The 19,618-nt window shown below is 67.0% G+C and carries 19 protein-coding genes; 11 read left to right on the top strand and 8 right to left on the bottom strand.

Annotation, left to right across the window (positions count from 1 at the left end; genetic code table 11):
- Positions 1 to 165 precede the first annotated feature (165 nt).
- From WHH00_RS17260 to WHH00_RS17230, 7 genes are all read left to right on the top strand, one after another.
- Positions 166 to 2,658: an ATP-dependent Clp protease ATP-binding subunit gene (locus tag WHH00_RS17260; protein WP_104185679.1), complete on the top strand. Its 2,493-nt coding sequence runs from the start codon at positions 166 to 168 to the stop codon at positions 2,656 to 2,658.
- Between the two features lie 457 nt (positions 2,659 to 3,115).
- A complete protein-coding gene (locus WHH00_RS17255) occupies positions 3,116 to 5,236 on the top strand; it encodes an alpha/beta fold hydrolase (protein WP_406634691.1) in 2,121 nt (706 codons plus the stop codon).
- Positions 5,237 to 5,306: 70 nt separating this feature from the next.
- Positions 5,307 to 5,816, top strand: a complete 510-nt coding sequence (locus tag WHH00_RS17250) for an amino-acid N-acetyltransferase (RefSeq protein WP_231455765.1) — start codon at positions 5,307 to 5,309, stop codon at positions 5,814 to 5,816.
- Positions 5,817 to 6,061: 245 nt separating this feature from the next.
- A complete protein-coding gene (gene dhaK, locus WHH00_RS17245; RefSeq protein ID WP_406634689.1) occupies positions 6,062 to 7,063 on the top strand; it encodes a dihydroxyacetone kinase subunit DhaK in 1,002 nt (333 codons plus the stop codon).
- Positions 7,064 to 7,065: 2 nt separating this feature from the next.
- Entirely contained in the window at positions 7,066 to 7,698 is a 633-nt protein-coding gene (gene dhaL, locus WHH00_RS17240) for a dihydroxyacetone kinase subunit DhaL (protein WP_406634687.1), read from the top strand.
- Positions 7,695 to 8,387 carry a dihydroxyacetone kinase phosphoryl donor subunit DhaM gene (gene dhaM, locus WHH00_RS17235; RefSeq protein ID WP_406634685.1) on the top strand — a complete coding sequence of 231 codons (693 nt, stop codon included), beginning with the start codon at positions 7,695 to 7,697 and terminating at the stop codon, positions 8,385 to 8,387. The genes dhaL and dhaM overlap by 4 nt, the downstream gene beginning before the upstream one ends.
- Before the next feature lie 67 nt (positions 8,388 to 8,454).
- The gene (locus WHH00_RS17230) at positions 8,455 to 8,631 is read left to right on the top strand and encodes a hypothetical protein (protein WP_406634683.1); all 177 of its coding nucleotides are present in this window, start codon (positions 8,455 to 8,457) and stop codon (positions 8,629 to 8,631) included.
- Positions 8,632 to 8,683: 52 nt separating this feature from the next.
- On the opposite strand, the gene WHH00_RS17225 is transcribed toward WHH00_RS17230, so the two are convergent.
- From WHH00_RS17225 to WHH00_RS17215, 3 genes are all read right to left on the bottom strand, one after another.
- Positions 8,684 to 9,172, bottom strand: coding sequence for a hypothetical protein (locus WHH00_RS17225; protein WP_406634681.1), 489 nt, complete (start codon positions 9,170 to 9,172; stop codon positions 8,684 to 8,686).
- 118 nt (positions 9,173 to 9,290) lie between these two features.
- Positions 9,291 to 9,722, bottom strand: a complete 432-nt coding sequence (locus tag WHH00_RS17220) for a DUF3592 domain-containing protein (protein ID WP_406634679.1) — start codon at positions 9,720 to 9,722, stop codon at positions 9,291 to 9,293.
- Positions 9,723 to 9,799: 77 nt separating this feature from the next.
- Positions 9,800 to 10,735, bottom strand: a complete 936-nt coding sequence (locus WHH00_RS17215) for an A/G-specific adenine glycosylase (RefSeq protein ID WP_406634677.1) — start codon at positions 10,733 to 10,735, stop codon at positions 9,800 to 9,802.
- Between the two features lie 192 nt (positions 10,736 to 10,927).
- Between WHH00_RS17215 and WHH00_RS17210 the strand changes: the two genes are divergently transcribed.
- Positions 10,928 to 11,614: a hypothetical protein gene (locus tag WHH00_RS17210; protein WP_406634675.1), complete on the top strand. Its 687-nt coding sequence runs from the start codon at positions 10,928 to 10,930 to the stop codon at positions 11,612 to 11,614.
- A 64-nt stretch (positions 11,615 to 11,678) separates the two neighbouring features.
- Here the strand turns inward: WHH00_RS17210 and disA are convergent, their stop codons facing one another.
- From disA to WHH00_RS17195, 3 genes are all read right to left on the bottom strand, one after another.
- Positions 11,679 to 12,755 carry a DNA integrity scanning diadenylate cyclase DisA gene (gene disA / locus WHH00_RS17205; RefSeq protein WP_066280172.1) on the bottom strand — a complete coding sequence of 359 codons (1,077 nt, stop codon included), beginning with the start codon at positions 12,753 to 12,755 and terminating at the stop codon, positions 11,679 to 11,681.
- Positions 12,756 to 13,016: 261 nt separating this feature from the next.
- Positions 13,017 to 13,523 (bottom strand): 2'-5' RNA ligase family protein, encoded by a 507-nt coding sequence (locus tag WHH00_RS17200; RefSeq protein WP_406634672.1) that lies wholly within the window; start codon positions 13,521 to 13,523, stop codon positions 13,017 to 13,019.
- A gap of 110 nt (positions 13,524 to 13,633) precedes the next feature.
- Positions 13,634 to 13,843 carry a hypothetical protein gene (locus tag WHH00_RS17195; RefSeq protein WP_406634670.1) on the bottom strand — a complete coding sequence of 70 codons (210 nt, stop codon included), beginning with the start codon at positions 13,841 to 13,843 and terminating at the stop codon, positions 13,634 to 13,636.
- A 259-nt stretch (positions 13,844 to 14,102) separates the two neighbouring features.
- On the opposite strand from WHH00_RS17195, the gene WHH00_RS17190 reads away from it, so the two are divergent.
- Together WHH00_RS17190 and WHH00_RS17185 are read left to right on the top strand one after the other, a co-directional pair.
- The gene (locus WHH00_RS17190) at positions 14,103 to 15,716 is read left to right on the top strand and encodes a peptide chain release factor 3 (RefSeq protein ID WP_231455777.1); all 1,614 of its coding nucleotides are present in this window, start codon (positions 14,103 to 14,105) and stop codon (positions 15,714 to 15,716) included.
- A gap of 5 nt (positions 15,717 to 15,721) precedes the next feature.
- Positions 15,722 to 16,966, top strand: coding sequence for a beta-ketoacyl-[acyl-carrier-protein] synthase family protein (locus tag WHH00_RS17185; RefSeq protein WP_406634668.1), 1,245 nt, complete (start codon positions 15,722 to 15,724; stop codon positions 16,964 to 16,966).
- A 223-nt stretch (positions 16,967 to 17,189) separates the two neighbouring features.
- On the opposite strand, the gene WHH00_RS17180 is transcribed toward WHH00_RS17185, so the two are convergent.
- Positions 17,190 to 17,705: an NUDIX domain-containing protein gene (locus WHH00_RS17180; protein WP_406634666.1), complete on the bottom strand. Its 516-nt coding sequence runs from the start codon at positions 17,703 to 17,705 to the stop codon at positions 17,190 to 17,192.
- Positions 17,706 to 17,824: 119 nt separating this feature from the next.
- Here WHH00_RS17180 and WHH00_RS17175 point away from each other — a divergent pair, with 119 nt between their 5' ends.
- A complete protein-coding gene (locus tag WHH00_RS17175) occupies positions 17,825 to 18,097 on the top strand; it encodes a hypothetical protein (RefSeq protein WP_350001243.1) in 273 nt (90 codons plus the stop codon).
- A gap of 126 nt (positions 18,098 to 18,223) precedes the next feature.
- Here the strand turns inward: WHH00_RS17175 and radA are convergent, their stop codons facing one another.
- Positions 18,224 to 19,597, bottom strand: coding sequence for a DNA repair protein RadA (radA, locus tag WHH00_RS17170; protein ID WP_104185665.1), 1,374 nt, complete (start codon positions 19,595 to 19,597; stop codon positions 18,224 to 18,226).
- Positions 19,598 to 19,618 lie beyond the last annotated feature (21 nt).

Genomic DNA, 19,618 nt, shown 5'->3' with positions numbered 1-19,618 from the left:
GGCAGGAGGCGCCGGCGGGGCCGTGCGAAAGCCGGCGGGGGCACCCGCGGACGGCCCGCCGTCGTATTCCCTAAGCCACCACGGTTTCCCCTGTGGCGAACACGCTCCACAACCAGTGGCCAGCCACGTAGCATCAAAGTACGTCGTAGCTAGGAGTGTGGCGAAATGTTTGAGCGATTTACGGACCGTGCCCGTCGCGTAGTTGTGCTTGCCCAAGAAGAGGCACGCATGCTGAACCACAATTACATCGGTACCGAACACATCCTCTTGGGTCTGATCCATGAGGGTGAGGGTGTTGCCGCCAAAGCTCTTGAGTCCTTGAGCATTTCGCTCGACGGCGTTCGCGAGCAGGTGCAGGAGATCATCGGGCAGGGCCAGCAGGCGCCGTCCGGACACATCCCCTTCACCCCCCGTGCCAAGAAGGTGCTGGAGCTCTCGCTGCGCGAAGCCCTCCAGCTGGGCCACAACTACATCGGCACGGAGCACATCCTGCTGGGCCTCATCCGCGAGGGTGAGGGTGTTGCCGCCCAGGTGCTGGTCAAGCTCGGCGCCGACCTGAACAGGGTCCGCCAGCAGGTCATCCAGCTCCTCTCGGGCTACCAGGGCAAGGAGACCACCGGCGCAGGCGTCGGCTCCGGCCAGCCCGAGGGCGCCCCGGCAGGATCCGTCGTCCTGGACCAGTTCGGCCGCAACCTCACCCAGGCTGCGCGCGAAAACAAGCTGGACCCGGTCATCGGACGCGAGCAGGAGATGGAACGCGTCATGCAGGTCCTCTCCCGCCGTACCAAGAACAACCCGGTCCTGATCGGTGAGCCGGGCGTCGGCAAGACCGCCGTCGTCGAGGGCCTTGCCCAGGCGATTGTCCGCGGCGACGTCCCCGAGACCATCAAGGACAAGCAGCTCTACACCCTGGACCTCGGTTCCCTGGTGGCAGGCTCTCGCTACCGCGGTGACTTCGAAGAGCGCCTGAAGAAGGTCCTCAAGGAAATCCGCACCCGCGGGGACATCATCCTCTTCATCGACGAGATCCACACCCTGGTGGGTGCCGGTGCCGCCGAAGGCGCAATCGATGCTGCCTCCATCCTGAAGCCCATGCTGGCCCGCGGTGAGCTGCAGACCATCGGCGCCACCACGCTGGATGAGTACCGCAAGCACATCGAAAAGGATGCTGCCCTGGAGCGCCGCTTCCAGCCGATCCAGGTCAAGGAACCCTCCGTGGCGCACGCCATCGAGATCCTCAAGGGCCTGCGTGACCGCTATGAGGCGCACCACCGCGTCACCATTACGGACGGCGCCCTTGCCTCTGCTGCCAGCCTCGCCGAGCGCTACATCTCTGACCGCTTCCTGCCGGACAAGGCGATCGACCTGATCGACGAAGCCGGCGCCCGGCTGCGCATCCGCCGCATGACCGCTCCGCCGGAGCTCAAGGCCATGGACGAGCGCATCGCCAAGCTGAAGATGGAAAAGGAGTCCGCGATTGACGCGCAGGACTTCGAAGGTGCAGCCGCGCTCCGTGACAAAGAGCAGAAGATGATCACCGAACGTGCCGAAAAGGAACGCCACTGGAAGTCCGGCGGCATGGACGACATCTCCGAGGTGGATGAGGACCTCATCGCCGAGGTGCTGGCCAACTCCACCGGTATCCCCGTGTTCAAGCTGACCGAGGAAGAATCCTCGCGCCTGCTGAAGATGGAAGACGAACTGCACAAGCGCGTCGTCGGCCAAAACGAGGCCATCAAGGCACTGTCCCAGGCCATCCGCCGCACCCGTGCAGGGCTCAAGGACCCCAAGCGTCCCGGTGGCTCGTTCATCTTCGCCGGCCCCACCGGCGTCGGCAAGACCGAGCTGGCCAAGGCACTCGCGGAGTTCCTGTTCGGTGAAGAGGACGCCCTCATCACGCTGGACATGTCCGAGTACTCCGAGAAGCACACCGTCTCGCGGCTCTTCGGTGCCCCTCCGGGCTACGTTGGCTACGAGGAAGGCGGCCAGCTGACCGAGAAGGTCCGGCGCCGTCCGTTCTCCGTGGTGCTGTTCGACGAAGTGGAAAAGGCCCACGCGGACCTCTTCAACTCGCTGCTGCAGATCCTGGAAGACGGCCGCTTGACCGACTCCCAGGGCCGCGTGGTGGACTTCAAGAACACCGTGATCATCATGACCACCAACCTGGGCACCCGGGACATCTCTAAGAGTGTGGCCACCGGCTTCCAGTCCGGCACCGACACGCAGACCGGCTACAACCGCATGCGTGCCCGTGTGACGGAGGAACTCAAGCAGCACTTCCGCCCCGAGTTCCTGAACCGTGTGGATGACGTTGTGGTGTTCCCGCAGCTCACCCAGGACGAGATCATCGAGATCGTGGACCTCTTCGTCACCCGGCTGGAGAAGCGCCTCAAGGACAAGGACATGGGCATCGAGCTCACGCCCGCGGCCAAGGTGCTCCTCGCAACCCGCGGCTACGACCCCGCTATGGGTGCCCGGCCGCTGCGCCGCACCATCCAGCGCGAGATCGAGGACCAGCTCTCCGAGAAGATCCTCTTCGGCGAGATCCACGCCGGCGACATCGTCGTAGTGGACGTGGAAGGCGAAGGCGACGACGCGAAGTTCACGTTCGCCGGCAACGCCAAGCCACGCATCCCGGAGATCGCTCCGAGCGTCTAGATCTCCACAGCCAAAGCCCCGTCACTCCACAAGGAGCGGCGGGGCTTTCGCTTTGCCCTCCGTCCCGTCAAAGCGTTGGCATGCGCGTCCACGGTCACTACGCTGCGGCACCGGAGTCATTTGCCGCTTGCTGCTCCTCCGTCGCTTTGACGCAAGCTACACAAATGACCCCGGCCCCTCCGCTTCACGCGAAGGCGCACCTCGCGCGGGTGGCGGCGGTCAGGCATTTGTGTAGGCGCCGTCAAAGCTGGGCCCACGCTGGCAGGGTTCCCTGGCCGAGCTTGCGAGGTTAGGGGTCACCGCGGGGAGGAACGAGCACGCGCCGGCAAATGGCTCGGCCGACGGCGCCAACCCGGCCCCGCACCCCTCTGCCCACGAAGCGACGGATGTCCCGTCGTCGTTCCGCCGGTAGTGAAGTGGTTGTGACGGGCGGCACAACTCGGGTTGAATCGGGGGCATGGCTAACTTGGAACCGGTGATCCCGGATGAGCAACCTTTGACCCCTTTTCATGATCTGGACCACTACCTGTCCATCCCGCGGGTGAGTGGACTGGCTTTGAGCCCGGACGGCCGGCGTTTGGTCACTACCGTGGCCACACTGAACGGCAAGGGCACCGAATTTGCCACCGCCCTGTGGGAGCTTGATCCCTCGGGCCAGAAGCAGGCGCGACGGATCACCCGCAGTGCTAAAGGCGAGGCCGGAGCGGCCTTCGCGGCCAGCGGCGATGTCTACTTCACGTCGGCGCGGCCGGACCCGGACAGTCCGGAAGGCGACCCCGTGAACGCGCTGTGGCTGCTTCCTGCGGACGGCGGCGAGGCCCGGGTGGTGCTGAACCGGCCGGGTGGCGTGGGCGCTGTGATGACCGCCAAGGCGGCGGACGCCACGTTCGTTGTCGCGGAGGTCCTGACGGGGTCGGCGGATGAGGACGACGACGCCGAACGGCGCAAGTCCCGCAAGGACAACAAAGTTTCCGCCATCCTGCACAGCGAGTACCCGGTCCGCTACTGGGACGCTGATCTGGGTCCGGGCCAGCCCCGCATTTTCGCCGTCGAGCAGGGAACCGACAAGGCGCCTGGCAAGCCGAGCACCGTGGATGCCTCGGCGCCCCTGGCGCTCCGGAACCTCACGCCCGATGCCGGGCCCAGGCTCCGGGAAGCCGAGACGGCGGTGAGCCCCGACGGCAAGACCATCTACGCGAGCTACACCAGACCGCTGGCCAAGGCTGACAGCCGCAGCATCCTGGTTGCCGTGGATGTGGCTTCCGGGAGCACCAAGGTGCTTCTGGACGAGGAAGGCATGAGCTACTTCCCGGGGCCCGTCAGCCCGGACGGCAGCACCCTGGCAGTGGTCAGCGAAAGCGACACCACGCCGCACCAGGCTCCGCTGGTCAAGCTCCACCTGCTGGATGTATCCGGGGCGGACGGCGCTCCCTGCGGCCTTACGCCGCTCGCCCACGACTGGGACCAGTGGCCGAAACCTGCGGCCTGGCTTCCTGACGGTTCCGCCCTCCTGGCCACCGCGGACGACGACGGCGCGTCGCCGGTTTTCCGGATCAGCGTCCCCGCCGCGCCGGCTCACGTTGGCGTCACCCGGGTTACGGAGGACGCCGCGGCCTATACCGACGTCGTGGTTTCTCCGGACGGGCGCAGCGCCTACGCGCTCCGGAGCTCGTATGAGTTCCCGCCCGAACCTGTCCGCATCGACCTCCAGACCGGCGAGACCACGCGCCTGCCCGCCCCCGCTGAGCGGCCGGTCCGCCCCGGCAGGCTGGAACGCATTGCGGCGACGGCGGCTGACGGGTCCCGCGTCCCGGCCTACCTGGCGCTGCCGGAGGGAGCGGCGGCGGAGTCCCCGGCGCCGATGCTGCTGTGGATCCATGGCGGGCCGCTCGGGTCGTGGAACGCCTGGACCTGGCGCTGGAACCCCTGGCTGTTGACGGCCAAGGGCTACGCGGTGCTGCTGCCCGACCCGGCCCTGTCCACCGGCTACGGCCAGGCCCATATCCAGCGCGGCTGGGGAACGTGGGGCAGGGCTCCCTTCACCGACCTCATGGCGGTGACGGACGCCGCCGTCGAACGCCCTGACATCGACGCTGGCCGCACTGCGGCCATGGGCGGCTCCTTTGGCGGCTACATGGCCAACTGGGTGGCGGGACAGACGGACCGGTTCAAAGCCATCGTGACCCACGCCAGCCTGTGGGCCCTGGACCAGTTCGGTCCCACCACCGATGCCTCGCAGTACTGGCTGAAGGAAATGACCGAAGAGATGGCGCTGGAGAACTCGCCGCACCTCCATGTGGAGAACATCAGCACACCCATGCTGGTGATCCACGGGGATAAGGACTACCGGGTACCAATCGGCGAGGGGCTGCGCCTCTGGTATGAACTGTTGTCCAAGTCAAAACTGGCCGCGGACCAGGACGGGCAGACCCCGCACCGGTTCCTGTACTTCCCCGACGAGAACCACTGGGTGCTCCAGCCGCAGCATGCCAAAGTCTGGTACCAGGTGGTGGAATCGTTCCTGGCAAAGAATGTCCTGGACCAGGAGCTGCCCCTGCCGGCTGAACTCGGGCTTTAGATTGGTTGGCGCCGTACCAGGGCCGGCACTGTTCCCCGAGCGCAGCCGTCACGCCTCGTAGGATGGCTCTGTGACTGAGTCCTTCCATATCCGCCCTGCCCGCACCAGCGATGTCTCCGCCATCAAGAAACTGGTGGCGCCGCTGGCAGACCAGCGGATTCTGATGGCCAAGGAAACTGTGGCCTACTACGAGAGCCTGCAGGAGTTCCGCATCGCAGAGTCCAGCGACGGCGAGGTGATCGGCTGCGGAGCGCTGCATGTGATGTGGGAGGACCTCGCTGAAGTCCGCACCCTGGCCACGTCCGAGGACTGGCGCGGCAAAGGGGTGGGGCACGTGCTGGTGGAAAGCCTGCTCGAGGAAGCGCGTGCCGTGGGGGTGGCGCGCGTCTTCTGCCTGACTTTCGAGGTGGAGTTTTTCAAGCGCCACGGCTTCGAGGTGATGGCTGACCAGTCCGCAGTGGATCCCGTGGTGTACTCCGAGCTCCTGCGCTCCCATGACGAGGGCGTGGCTGAGTTCCTGGACCTCGCCCGGGTCAAGCCCAACACCCTTGGCAACACCCGGATGATCCGGGTGCTCTAGCGGCATCCTCCCCAAACGCTTCTTTACGCCCCTGACCTGCGCATACTTGTTTTATTCGAATTGATGGATAAACTTATTGAGGCCGGGTTGGGGGGCCCAGGGGGAAGGGACAGTCATTGGGGGCTGTCCCTTTTCTGCGTTCCGGGCCGGACGTCCGGGCGGCTGCCGCGAACCTACCGCTGCCGGGCCTGCCGGTAGTAGGGTCAAGGTGACATTCTCCAGGAAGCAGAGCCAGGAGCACCGCCATGAAAAAACTCATCAATAACCCACGGGCCGTCGTCGAAGAATCTGTACAGGGCTTTGGCCTGGCCTACCCCGATTTGGTAACCGTCAGCACGGACCCCACGTTCATTACCCGCAAGGACGCGCCGGTGAGCGGCAAGGTGGGGCTGGTCTCCGGAGGAGGCAGCGGGCATGAACCGCTGCACGCAGGCTATGTGGGGGTGGGAATGCTCGACGCCGCCGTGCCGGGGGCGGTGTTCACCTCACCGACGCCGGACCAGATCCTTCCGGCGACCCTCGCGGCCAACTCAGGAGCCGGCGTCGTCCACATCGTGAAGAACTACACCGGCGACGTCCTGAACTTCGAAACGGCAGCCGAACTCGCGGAGGCTGAGGGCGTCAGCGTCCGCACGGTCCTGGTCAACGATGACGTCGCCGTTGAGGACTCGCTGTACACGGCCGGCCGCCGCGGCGTGGGCGGAACTGTGCTGGTGGAGAAAATTGCCGGCGCGGCCGCGGAGAGGGGCGATGGCCTCGAGGCGGTGGCGGCGGTGGGTGAACGCGTCAACGCAAATGTCCGCACCATGGGTGTGGCGCTGTCCGCATGCACCGTCCCGCACGCAGGCACGCCAAGCTTCGACCTTGCCGAAGACGAGATCGAGATCGGCATCGGCATTCACGGCGAGCCGGGCCGGCACCGGATCCCCATGGAGAACGCTGACGGCATCACGGACCGCCTGCTGGAACCTGTCCTGGCCGACCTGGGAATCACATCCGGGGACAGGGTGCTCCTGTTCGTCAACGGCATGGGCGGCACGCCCTTGAGCGAGCTGTACATCGTCTTCCGGCGGGCGGCGCAGGTCCTGGCGGAGCGCGGCGCAACGGTGGAACGTTCACTGGTGGGCAACTACATCACCGCACTGGAAATGCAGGGGTGCTCCATTTCGGTCCTGAGGCTGGATGATGAGTTCACGGAACTGTGGGACGCGCCGGTGCACACGGCAGCCCTTCGCTGGGGCGTGTAGCGGTGGGGCTTGATGTTACCTGGGCCGTTAAGTGGCTGACCCTCTCCGCCCAGGCCATGGCCGAGCACCGGGTGGAGCTGATCGAACTCGACAGGGCAATCGGGGATTCGGACCACGGGGAAAACATGGACCGGGGCTTCCAGGCTGTCCTGGACAAGCTGGCTGAGGCCCCGCCGCAGACCCCCGGGGCCGCCCTGAAGCTGACAGCCATGACCCTGATGTCTAAGGTCGGCGGGGCCGCCGGGCCGCTCTATGGCACAGCTTTCCTCCGGGCCGCAACATCCCTGGGGGACGCGTCGGAGATCGATCCCGCAGCCTGGGCAGGCGCCCTTGCGGCAGCCCGGGACGGCATCGTGGCACGCGGGAAGGCAGAGTCCGGAGACAAGACGATGGTGGATGCGTGGACGCCGGCCGTGGACGCTGCCCGGAAGGCCGCAACGGACGGCAACGGGGATGTCCTCACCGTCCTGGTGGCGGCGGCCGAGGCTGCCGAAGCGGGCGCCGTTGCCACTGATCCCATGGTGGCGCGGAAGGGCCGCGCAAGCTACCTGGGGGAGCGCAGCGCGGGGCACCGGGACCCCGGTGCGGCCTCGTCCGCCTTGATTCTCCGCGCAGCCGTGGGGGCCGCAGCGTGACCGTTAGCATCGTGGTGGTTTCCCACAGCGAGAAGATTGCCGACGGCGCCGCGGAGCTTGCCGCGCAAATGGCGCCCGACGTCCTGGTCCTCACTGCCGGGGGCACCACGGACGGAAGGATCGGCACCAGCCTGGAGAAAGTCCTGGCCGCGCTGGACAAGGCGGACAGCGGCGGCACCGTGATCCTCACTGACTTGGGCTCGGCCGTGATGACGGCCGAATCCGCGCTCGAGTTCGCCGAGAACCCGGAAACCATGGTGCTGGCGGATGCCCCGCTGGTGGAAGGGCTGGTGGCAGCCGCCGTCGCGGCGCAGGGCGGTGCGGACATGCACGCGGTCAAGCGGGCGGCGGAATCCGTGGGCGGTCCCGCCCGCCATCCGGAGGACGCCCCGCTGAAAATGGTTGGTGAAGGCTCCGCCACCGGAAAGGGTCCGGACTTCACCGGCGACTTTGAACTGGTAAACCAGGCCGGGATGCACGCCCGCCCCGCCGCAAAGATTGCGGGCGGACTGTCCGCGCTGGATGCGGAGGTGACGGTCAACGGTGTGGACGGGGCGTCCATGACGGGCCTGATGACGCTCGCCGCCGGCAAGGGGTCCGTGCTGCATGTGGAAGCCTGGGGCCCCGACGCGGAACGGGCCGTGAACTACGTGGGCGGACTGGTGCAGGCAGGATTTGGCGAGCCGTAGGCCTCGTTTGGGTAACCGGCGGTGTGTTCCCGGGGGAGCGGCCCTTCCTGCGAATAAGCTCGATGCCATGGAACGGCCCCAACTCGAAGACAGCCCCGCAGAAATTGAAGTACTGGAAGGGCAGACGTCCGTCGAGGAACTGCTGGCTGATCTTGGGTTCGAATGGCGGCACAGCACTCCGGCGCAGGGTGCCGGATCCGCAACCGCCGGGGACGACGCTTTCGGGCAGCCGGCGCTGTTCTGACCCAACCCGGCACTGCAACACGCGTCGCCTGAACCAGCCTGACCTCCAAGGGTCAGTCCTGCTGGCGCAGGCCTTCGGCGTCGAGTATTACGGTTGCGGTGATGAAGCGGCCGCACTGCTCGCCAAACGGATAGTCCCCGCGCGGACGGAATTCGACGCTGCGCACGGGCAGTGCCGTCCCGTCCGGTGCGGTTCCCGATGCTGTTACTGCCATGGGGGATTCGGTGAGGGCCTGCAGCATCAGCACCCCGTCTTTGCTGCCGTTCGGAGAGGCTGTGGCCGAACAGACGCCGTCAGTGCAACCCTGGTCGATGGATGAGCTGCCCGGGCGGAGCTCCACATCGTCCTCTGTGCACGTGCCGTCCTGGCAGGCCTTCAGGTGCAGGCCAGCGACCTGCTCCGCGTAACTGGCCTGGATCATTACCGAGACTGCGGTGGCCTGGGCGATCGCCGGGCAGGGAACCGCGCCGGGACCCGGGCCGCAGGCCGTGGCGAGTCCCGCCGTCGTGATCAAAGCCAAAAGCAGCCCCTGCCTGCGCATACTTCAGCGTAGGGCGCCGTGGCCGGGGCGTCCCGGGCCCAACCCAACTGACGCCCGCATCGTTATGGCCGGCGCAGCAGTGACTGCCAAACGGTGACCGGCGCAATCAGGGGCCGCGTCAGTCCACAGGGAAGATACTGATGAACCACAGTGAGGCAAGGGCGAAAACGGCGAAGAAGGGGACAACGCACCCCAGCGTGGACCGGGGCTTGGAGGAAACCTGCCGCGACTCGTTGGGATTGGCGGGGTTGTAGGCCACCTCAAGGGGCGCACCCGGCACCGGCTGGCTTGCGAAGGGGACCTCAGATTCGCCGGCAAACAACGTCCCCTGCGGATCCGTGAACTGGTACATCGGAAAGTAGCGCCGGCTGCGGCTGGACCCGCCGCCGCCGTTGGTCCACCCCACCACGCTGCCCGTGACGGTGGCCTGCACTTTGGGCCATGACGCGGCCTGCTGCTCTTCGCGTTTCGTGGTGCGCACAGCACGGACCACCGCGAACGCCGCGGCGATGACGAACAGCACCCACACGATGTACAGGATCATCTTCATGGTTCCCCCTTGTTCCCGTCCCCTGAAAGTATGCCACCCAGCGCATACTTTCCGTGCCCCCTGTCCCTGTCTTGTGCTTAGGCGGGAAGCCGGTAGCCGCCGCCGTGCATCTCCGCCAGGCCGTCGGCAAGCAGGCCGGCCAGTGCCCGTTCCAGCTGTTCAGGCGCGGAATTGAGCCGGTGCAGGGCGGCCAGCGGCACACCGATTCCCGCCGGGGCAAAGCCCAGGTCGGCCGGCTCACGGAAGAACATGTCCGGCGGCACCGGGGTTTCGGCCAGCCGCAGTACGGCAACCACGGCACCGCGGACCTGCCTGTCCGTGCCGTGCCAGGCCTGCCCCTTGGGAACATACGACGGCGGCGGCTCGCCTGCCGCGCGCCATGCACAGAGGTCGCTGACCGGGCAGGCTGCGCACTTTGGTGCCCGCGCGGTGCACACGAGCGCCCCCAGTTCCATGACCGCAGCGTTCCAGCGCACGGAGGAACCGTCGTCGGCCGGAAGGAGTGACGCGGCCAGGCGCATCTCCGCTGCGGTCAGCGCCGGGGCCGGAAGCGCGGAACCGGAAACCAGGCGCGCATGGACCCGCCTGATGTTGGTGTCCACCACAGTCTCCCGCCGGCCGTACGCGAAGGCAGCCACGGCGGCGGCTGTGTAGCTGCCCACCCCGGGAAGCGCCAGCAGTTCCGGGTACGTGTCCGGGACCCTGCCGTTATGGTCACTGGTAATCGCCGCGGCTGCGGCGTGCAGCCTCAGCGCACGGCGCGGATACCCCAGCCGCCCCCACGAGCGCACCGCTTCCCCTGCGGGTTCTCCAGCCAGGGCCGCCGGGGTGGGCCAGCGCTTCAGCCATTCGTGCCACACCGGCAGCACCCGGACAACGGGCGTCTGCTGGAGCATGATCTCGCTGACAAGGATGCCCCAGGGCGAACACGAGGGTTCACGCCAGGGCAGGTCGCGGGCAGTTTCGCTGAACCAGCCGTTGATACGTTCGTGCAGCAGGTCAAGGCCGGCCACGGTCCCGTCGGTACTTACAGGACCCTCAGGACCGGAAGGGCGCGCGGAAACAGCAGTGGAGGAGGATTCAGTGTCGATGCCAACACTGTAATCGATGTGTTTGGGCGGGCTGAAACGGGATGTGACCAGAGCGTCGGCGGCACGGCGGCGTGGTGGGTGAACAGAAACGGGGCTGTTCTCTAGCCTAGGAGGATGGGCAGGCAAGGCGAATCATCACCACATGGCAGGGCACCGGGATCCGGTTCCACTGCCGTCCGCAAGCCGAGCGCGGCTGTGTACCGCCGCCGTCGGCTGTTCCTGGCCGGCGCGCTCCTTTTGATCATCGCGCTGGTCAGCAGCTTCGCCGTGGCCGGTGCCTTGAGCAATAAATCCGAGCAGGCCTCGTCCACCGAGACGGGAGCGACGGCGTCTGCCGGACCTGCCGCCGGGGCCTCACCTTCGCCGTCGGCGTCCGAACCCGCGGCGACGCCCACGCCGTCAGCCACGCCCGGCTGCAACCAGAACATGGTGACTGTTTCGGCGTCCACTGACAAGGCGGCGTACGGGCCTGGTGAAAACCCCATGCTGACGCTCAAGGTGACCAATGGCGGCACCATGCCCTGCGAAGTCAACATCGGTACCTCGCAGATGGAGTTCCTGGTGACCAGCGGACCGGACCGGATCTTCTCCTCCCGGGACTGCCAGGCAAAGAGCGAGGACCTGGTGAAGGTCATCGCGCCGGGAGCCAGCGAGACGGCCAACTTCCCCTGGTCCCGCAACCGGAGCGTGGAGGGCTGCCAGCCCATTGAGGCCAAGCCGGGCGGCGGCGGGGCGTACTACATTTTCACGGCGAAGCTCGGGTCCAAAGCAAGCCCCAAGGCTGTCTTCCAGCTGAATTAGCATCGACTGCTCCATAAATGCCGTTCTCAGCCTCCATAACGACGATTACGGAGCAAACGATGGGCTATAGGAAGCGGTCCAGGAGGCTTGCTTCCGCCATCCGGCTCAGGCCCTCCCGGACGGTGCGGGCACGCTGGTCGCCAATGCCGTCAACGGTCATTAGGTCATCGATCGTGGCGGCCATCAGGAACTGCAGCCCGCCGAAGTGGTCCACCAGGCGGTCAGCGACAGCCTTTGGAACTGCCTTCAACCCGGACAGCAGGCGGTAGCCGCGCGGCTGCACGACGGCGTCGAGGTTGGCCTCGCCGCCCGCGAACCCGACAATTCCGGAAATCTTCCCTAGGTCGATCAGCTCCGTGGGGCCAAGGCTGACCAGCGCGCTGACGGCGTTCTCGATGTCCTCCGGGGTGGCGTCCGGAGCCCCGTAGTCGCGGATGATGACGTCGCTGCCGGGGCCCCGGCCAACAGTGAGCTCATCGAGCTGCAGGGAGAGGAGGCGGCCGTCTTCGCCGAGTTCCAGGACGTACTGGGCAATTTCCTCGGAAATCCGGCGGACCATTTCCTGCCGCTGCAGCGTCACGGCGACATCCCGTACGGTCACCATGGCTTCGATTTCCAGGGCCGAGAGTGAGCTGGTGACCTGGTCCAGGCGTGAGCGGTAGCGCTCCAGCGTTGCGAGGGCCTGGTTGGCGCGGGCAAGGACTTTCTCCGAGCCCTCCAGGACGTGCCGCAGGCCGTTGACGTACAGGGCGATGATCTGCATGGACTGGCTGACTGAAATGACCGGCACGCCGGTCTGGATGGCAACGCGCTCGGCTGTGCGGTGCCGGGTGCCGGACTCCTGGGTTTCGATGCTCGAGTCGGGGACAAGCTGGACGGCCGCGCGGAGGATGTTGCCGGCGTCCTTGTCGCAAATAATGGCGCCGTCCATTTTGGCGAGTTCGCGGAGCCGGGTGGGGGAGAAGTCGATGCCGATGTCGAAGCCGCCGGAGCAGATGGAGTCAATGGTCCGGTCCGAGCCAAGGACGATCAGTGCGCCGGTGCGGCCCCTCAGGATCCGCTCAAGGCCGTCACGAAGGGGAGTTCCGGGAGCCACCCTGCCCAGTGTTGCCCTGAGCGATTCTTCGGGGCTCCGCGCCATAGTGTTCCCTTCAAAGGTGCGGACCGCGGCCCGCAGGATTGCCGGCTTCAGCAGGTTGCCGGCAGGACCAGAAAATGCTCTGTTTCCCGCAAGCTCAATGATAGGGGCAAGGAACCGCGTCTTCCGCACGGGCAAGCCCTAAAGTGCCTCATTAGGGAGTGCGGGAACAGGGGTCCGGAACGCGTCCGACGACGGATGGCAGGGCGGGCATTTTTGGTGCCACTGCGGGAGGGGTTGGGCAGGCGGATTGATCCGGCTGCGCTAGGCCGGGTTCCAAAGTGGAGTCAGCGTCCTGGTGTTGCTGTCCCAGAGGCGGGCTTCCGTGCAGCGGCCAGCCAGGCGCAGGTCAAGCAGGTCCATCGCACTCCCGAGCTGGTGCGCGGGGACGCGGCGGGCAAGGGTCACATGGGGTGTCCAGGCATCCGGCCGGGTCAGCGGCAGGGCCCCTGAAATGCCTTCATGCAGGACGCGGTGCAATTCAAGGAGCTGGCGGGTCACCACCACGGAGCGGGCGAGGACATACATTCCCGTCCGCGCGGGGAAAATATGGACGCCCGAAAAGCTGATGTCCAGCGGCAGCCGCTGCCAGGGGTCTTCCAGGGAGTCCGGCAAATTCATGTCCGCACCGGCTGCAAGGGTGATGTGGGGACTGTTGCTGGGCGAGGTATGTCCTGCCAGGCTTGGGATTCCGGCTTCCGCCAGCCTTGCCCAGTCAGCCCGGATGGCGGAATCAAGGGATTCCCCGAAGGTCAGCTCAATGCTCTGCATCCACCCATCATGCCGCGCAGCCAGCTCAGTCCGACCAGCCCAGTCCGGCCAGCCCGCTCCGGCCAGCCCTACGGCTGCGCCGGGGCTGCGCGCCGGCTGAGGGAACCGCGTCAGCGCATCCGTTCCCGCAGCATACGCTCCAGGTCTTTGCTGACTTTCGTGAGCGACGCCGCCCTGAGCGCTTTTTGCTCGGCCGGTGTCTGGCTTCCCCGTCGGCGATGCTCGGCTGCCGGGCGGGCCGGATCAGGGGCTCCGGCTGCGGCCAGTCCCGTCGCCAGGGGATCGAAGAAAAGGTTGCCGGAAAAGAAGACGCCCTGCACCGTTCAGGTCCTTCCCGCGCGGCAGGGGGAACCGTCCCGCGTCGCGTTGTCTTTGGTCATCATGCGGCCACGCTAGCGGGATGGCGTTTCACGGCCTTGAACGTCCGGTTTCGCGGGTGTTAAGCGGCGCCCGCAGCCGGTTTGCTGCCCTGCGATAAACTGGAACTTGGCTGTTTGCCAGCCCGTTTCCCCGGTCCCAACGCCGCAGTGCCTCATCAGGCAGCGCCCGGGCAGTCCCAACCGCAGCGAAAGTAGCACCGTGTCCCAAGATGTCCTGACCCCCGCCCGGATCTCCGGTATCCACAAAGAGGCCGGCCGCCGCAGGACCTTTGCTGTCATCTCCCACCCTGACGCAGGCAAGTCCACCTTGACCGAAGCGCTCGCTTTGCACGCAAAGGTGATCGGCACGGCCGGCGCCTCCAGCGGCAAGGCGAATCGCAAGGAAACCGTGTCCGACTGGATGCAGATGGAAAAGGACCGCGGCATCTCCATCAGCTCCGCGGCGCTCCAGTTCTCTTACCGCGACACCGTCATCAACCTGCTGGACACGCCCGGCCACGCCGACTTCTCCGAGGACACCTACCGGGTGCTGGCCGCCGTCGACTGCGCCGTGATGCTCGTGGACGCCGCCAAGGGCCTGGAAACGCAGACCATGAAGCTGTTCGAGGTCTGCAAGCAGCGCAACCTGCCCATCATCACCGTCATCAACAAGTGGGACCGGCCCGGCCTGGACGCACTGGCCCTGATGGACGAAATCACCGAACGCACCGGCCTGCAGCCCATGCCCCTGACCTGGGCCGTGGGCATCTCCGGCGACTTCCGCGGCGTCTGGGACCTCCGCAACGACCGTTTCGCCCGGTTCCAGCGCAACAACGCCGGCGCGCAGATCGCCCTCACCGAATACTTCACCCCCGAGGAAGCCGCCGAGAGCCAGGGCAGCAACTGGACGGACGCCGTGGACGAGGCAGGACTGGTGATCGAATCGAACCTGGAGTTCGACGTCGAGGCCTTCCACGCAGGCAAGGCCACCCCCATCCTGTTCAGCTCCGCCGCGCTCAACTTCGGCGTCAAGGAACTCCTGGACGCGCTGGTGGACTTCGCCCCGCCGGCAGCCCCGCGCCCCGACGTTGACGGCAATCCCCGCCCGGTGGAATCCCCGTTCTCCGGCTTCGTCTTCAAGGTGCAGGCCGGCATGAACAAGGCCCACCGCGACCACGTGGCCTTCATCCGCGTCTGCTCCGGCGTCTTTGAGCGCGGCATGGTGGTCACGCAGACCCGCACGGGCAAGTCCTTTGCCACCAAGTATGCCCAGCAGGTGTTCGGCCGGGAACGCGAAGTAATTGACGAGGCCTACCCCGGCGACGTCGTTGGCCTGGTCAACGCGTCCTCCCTGCGCGTGGGGGACAGCCTCTTCCTCGAGGGGCCGGTGGAATACCCCGCCATCCCGCTGTTCGCCCCCGAGCACTTCCAGGTGGCCCGCTCCAAGGACCCCAGCAAGTTCAAGCAGTTCCGCCGCGGCATCGAGCAGCTCGAACACGAGGGCGTCATCCAGGTGCTCCGCTCCGACGTCCGCGGAGACCAGGCGCCGGTGCTTGCCGCCGTCGGACCCATGCAGTTCGAGGTGGTGGAGGACCGCATGGCTCACGACTTCAGCGCCCCCATGCGGCTGGAACGCCTGCCCTACTCCCTCGCAAGGATCTCGACGGCGGAGGCCATGCCGGCGCTCGCCAACGTCATCGGCGCCGAGGTGCTTTTGCGGTCCGACGGCGAGTACCTCGCCCTGTTCAACGACGTCTGGGCCCTGCGCCGCATTGAGAAGAACCACCCGGACCTCACCCTCGTGCCCATCGGCACCCACAACCCCGCAAAGTAGGAACCGTGAACGCAGGCCCCAACAGCGCAGTTCAGCCCCGCGCCATCATCACCGGCGCCGGAACCATCAATCCGGTAGGTTCCACGGTGTCCGAGACCTGGGCCGGCCTGGTGGCGGGTAAATCCGGCATCGCGGCGCTTGAGGACGACTGGACCGGCCAGCTGCCGGTAAAGATTGCCGGCCAGGTTACCGCAGACCTCTCGGAGCACCTGAGCACCCGCGAGATGAAGCGTATGGACCGTTGCGGGCAGCTCGCGCTGATCGCAGCACGTGAGGCCTGGGCCCAGGCCGGCGCCCCGGAGGTGGATCCGGAGCGTTTTGCCGTGGTGATCGGCTCCGCGTACGGCGGGCTGGGTTCCACGCTGGAGCAGGACCGGACGCTGGCAGCCTCGGGCCCGCGCAAGGTCTCGCCGCACACGCTGACCCGCCTGATGGTCAACGGACCCGCGGCCTGGGTGTCGATCGACCTCGGTGCCCGCGGTGGTGCCCGGACGCCGGTCAGCGCGTGTGCCTCCGGGGCTGAGGCGATTGTCCAGGCAGCCGAGATGATCCGCTCCGGTGCCGCCGACGTCGTTATTGCCGGCGGTGTCGACGCCTCCGTCAACGACCTGGTGATCACGGGCTTCTCCCAGATCCGCGCACTGTCCACCCGCAACGATGACCCGCAGCGCGCATCCCGCCCGTTCGACGGCGGCCGCGACGGCTTTGTCCTCGCCGAGGGCGCCGCCGTGGTGGTGCTGGAGAGCGAAGAGCACGCCCGCGCCCGCGGCGCCGGGGTGCTGGGGGCTGTTGCCGGCGGGGCGGTGACCTCGGACGCCAACGACATCGTGGCAGCCGATCCCGCCATGCAGCGGCGGGTCATGCAGAAGGCCCTCGAATCCGCCGGCCTGGCTGCCGGGGACATCGGCTTTGTCCACGCCCACGCCACGTCCACCCCGGTGGGGGACAAGCTTGAAGGCCAGGCCATCAACGCAATTTTCGGCCCTGAGGTTCCGGTCACGTCCACAAAGGGACACACCGGCCACCTCCTGGGCGGCGCCGGCGCGTTGGCCGCCGTCGTGGTTGTCGAAGCCCTGCGGACCGGCGTGCTTCCCGGCACCCTCAACGTCCAGGAAGTGGACCCCGAGGTGGACCTCAACGTTGTTACCGAGGACGCCCACCGCCTCCAGCCGGGTTACAGCCCGGCCGGGCTGGTCAACGCCTTCGGCTTCGGCGGGCACAGCGTTGCCCTGGTAATCACCGGCTCTTAGCCCCTGCGCCCGGCCTGCTTTTCACCCCGGACGCCGGAACGGTGCCCCGACGCTGGAACGCTACAGCGTCCCGGCACCGTTCCCGCGTGCGGGCGCCACCCGCATGCCGGCCAGGAACAGAGGTGATGCGCTTTGAATCTCACAGCGAGTACATTTGCACCCGCATGTGGACAACACACCCGGGCGCTCGCGGGTGCAAGGACCAGTAGCGGGTGCCACCCTACTAGGGGTCGCGGACCTGGCGGACGAGGGCGTCCAGGACCGGCAGTTGGCCCTTCACCAGCTTGAGCCGGGCTTCCGGTTCGGGGAACCAGCGGGCGTCGTCAATTTCCGGGTAGTGCTGGATCCGGCCTGATCCCCTGGGCCACTCCAGCGGAAACGTGTTGCTGGCAATGGTTTCCGGTTGGAAGTCCCGCTCTGCGGTGAAAACGGTGATGAGCTTGCCGGAGGGCTGGCGGAATTCGCCAAGTTGGACGTAGTCCGCGGTTGGTGCCGGGGTGCCCATCTCCTCGGCGAACTCGCGCATCGCCGCGGCCAGCGGATCCTCGCCCTCCGTGTATTCGCCCTTGGGAATGGACCAGGCGTGGGCGTCCTTGCGGGCCCAGAACGGCCCTCCCATATGGGCTATCCACACCTCGAGCCCGTCCAGGCTCTCCGGCATGCGGTCCCGGGATGCCCCCTCGACGCCGATGGGCGCGGCCAGCCTGTAGAGCAGGATCCCTGCACTGCGAACGGGCACTTGTCCTCCTGTAGCTGGAATTTTCACGCACGAACGGAAGCTGCCGTCCAACGTTAACCCGCAGTTCATGGTGCTGCTTTAGGTTATTCCTTCAGGCACTCTGCTCGAAGGGACCCGTCATGGCCAGTATTGCCGAGGTGTTGGGACATCTGACGCCGGAAGAACTCGATGAGCTGCACAGCCTTGGTCCGCAGGGCCACTTGCCACGGCACCTGGTTGACGCCCTGGACCGGGCGGCCGGCGGGCCGGGTTCCGGCCGCGGCTACTACGTGCCCACAGGCAACGTGAACGCAACCGGCGGGCCGCTCCTGGTGCTGCGCAGTGATGTGTCCGGTTGGCTTCTGGGCTCCCGCCGCGACGATCCCGATTCCTTGCCGCGCCACAACGGCTGACAAACGCAGCACGGGTGTGCGCGCCAGGGGCGCGCAGCGCCCACCAGACGGCATCAGTCGCTGTCAGTGTCATCCGCCGATAACAGGCATGAGCCAACCAGCCGTTGCTGGCTCACCAGAAAGCCGCTAGCCAATCAGCAGGCTCAAAGCCTCGGTGAGGTGCTCCACTTCCCGCACGGAAAACCCGGCCGGTATGGGCCCCGGCCCGGCATGGCTGGCAGGTACCACAGCGTGCGTGAACCCGAGCCGGTGGGCCTCCTGGATGCGCTGGTTGATGCCCGGCACCGGCCTCACCTCGCCAGCCAGGCCCACCTCGCCGAAAGCGATCAGCCGGATGGGGAGCGGCTTGCGCGCCTTCGCCGATGCCACGGCAAGGGCAACCGCCAGGTCCGTGGCCGGTTCGCTGAGCTTCACGCCGCCCACCGTGGCCACGTAGGAATCATCCTTGTGCAGCAGCGTTCCCGCGCGCTGCTGCAGGACAGCCAGCAGCATGGAGACGCGCGAAGAATCCAGTCCGCTGGTGGCCCGCCGCGGCTGCGAGTTGGGGCTCTCCGCCAGCAGGGATTGGACCTCGGCCAGCAGCGGACGCCGGCCTTCCATGGTCACCGTGATGCAGGTGCCGGACACGGGTTCCTTGGTGCGGCTGACAAAGAGCCCGCTGGGGTCCGCGAGGCCCTGGATCCCGTCCTCGTTCAGGTCGAAGCAGCCGACATCGTCCGTGGGCCCGTAGCGGTTCTTGACCGCACGGAGCAGCCGGAGCCGCGAATGCCGCTCGCCCTCGAACTGGCACACTACGTCCACCAGGTGTTCCAGCAGCCGCGGACCGGCGATGGAGCCGTCCTTGGTCACGTGGCCCACCAGCAGGGTGGTCATGTTCCGCCGCTTTGCGGCCGCGATGATGGATGCTGCCACTTCGCGGACCTGCGAGACGCCCCCGGCGCTGCCGTCAACGTCGGCGCTGCTGAGGGTCTGCACCGAGTCCACGATCAGCAGCCGCGGCTCAATCTTCTCCACCTGCCCCAGGGCCTGGCCCAAGTCCGTTTCGGCGGAGAGGTACAGCGATTCCGCCACGGCGTCGATCCGCTCGGCACGGAGCTTCACCTGGGCCGCGGATTCCTCACCCGTCACGTAGAGCACGTCCTGGGCGGTCCGGGCGAACTTCGCCGCGACGTCCAGCAGCAGGGTTGACTTGCCCACGCCGGGCTCGCCCGCCAGCAGGATGACGGCGCCCGGTACCAGACCGCCGCCCAGCACCCGGTCCAGCTCATCGACGCCGGTGGGCAGGAAGGCTGCCGTGGTGGCGTCCACCTCGGCAATACGGCGGGCGGGCTCCAGGACTGTTGTGGCCGCCGTCGTACGCGCAACGGCAGCGCCGGTCTCCTCAACCGTGCCCCACGCCTGGCACTCGCCGCACCGGCCCACCCACTTGACCGTGGTCCAGCCGCATTCAGCACATTTGTAGGCGGGCGCCTTGGAGGCCCGGGAAGTCTTTGTTGCCATGGGTTCCACCCTAGCGGCGGG

The organism is Pseudarthrobacter quantipunctorum, from assembly GCF_045291495.1.
GTDB lineage: Bacteria > Actinomycetota > Actinomycetes > Actinomycetales > Micrococcaceae > Arthrobacter > Arthrobacter quantipunctorum.
The sequence above is the reverse complement of the archived record's forward strand: the minus strand, read 5'-3'. Positions and strand labels throughout refer to the sequence as shown.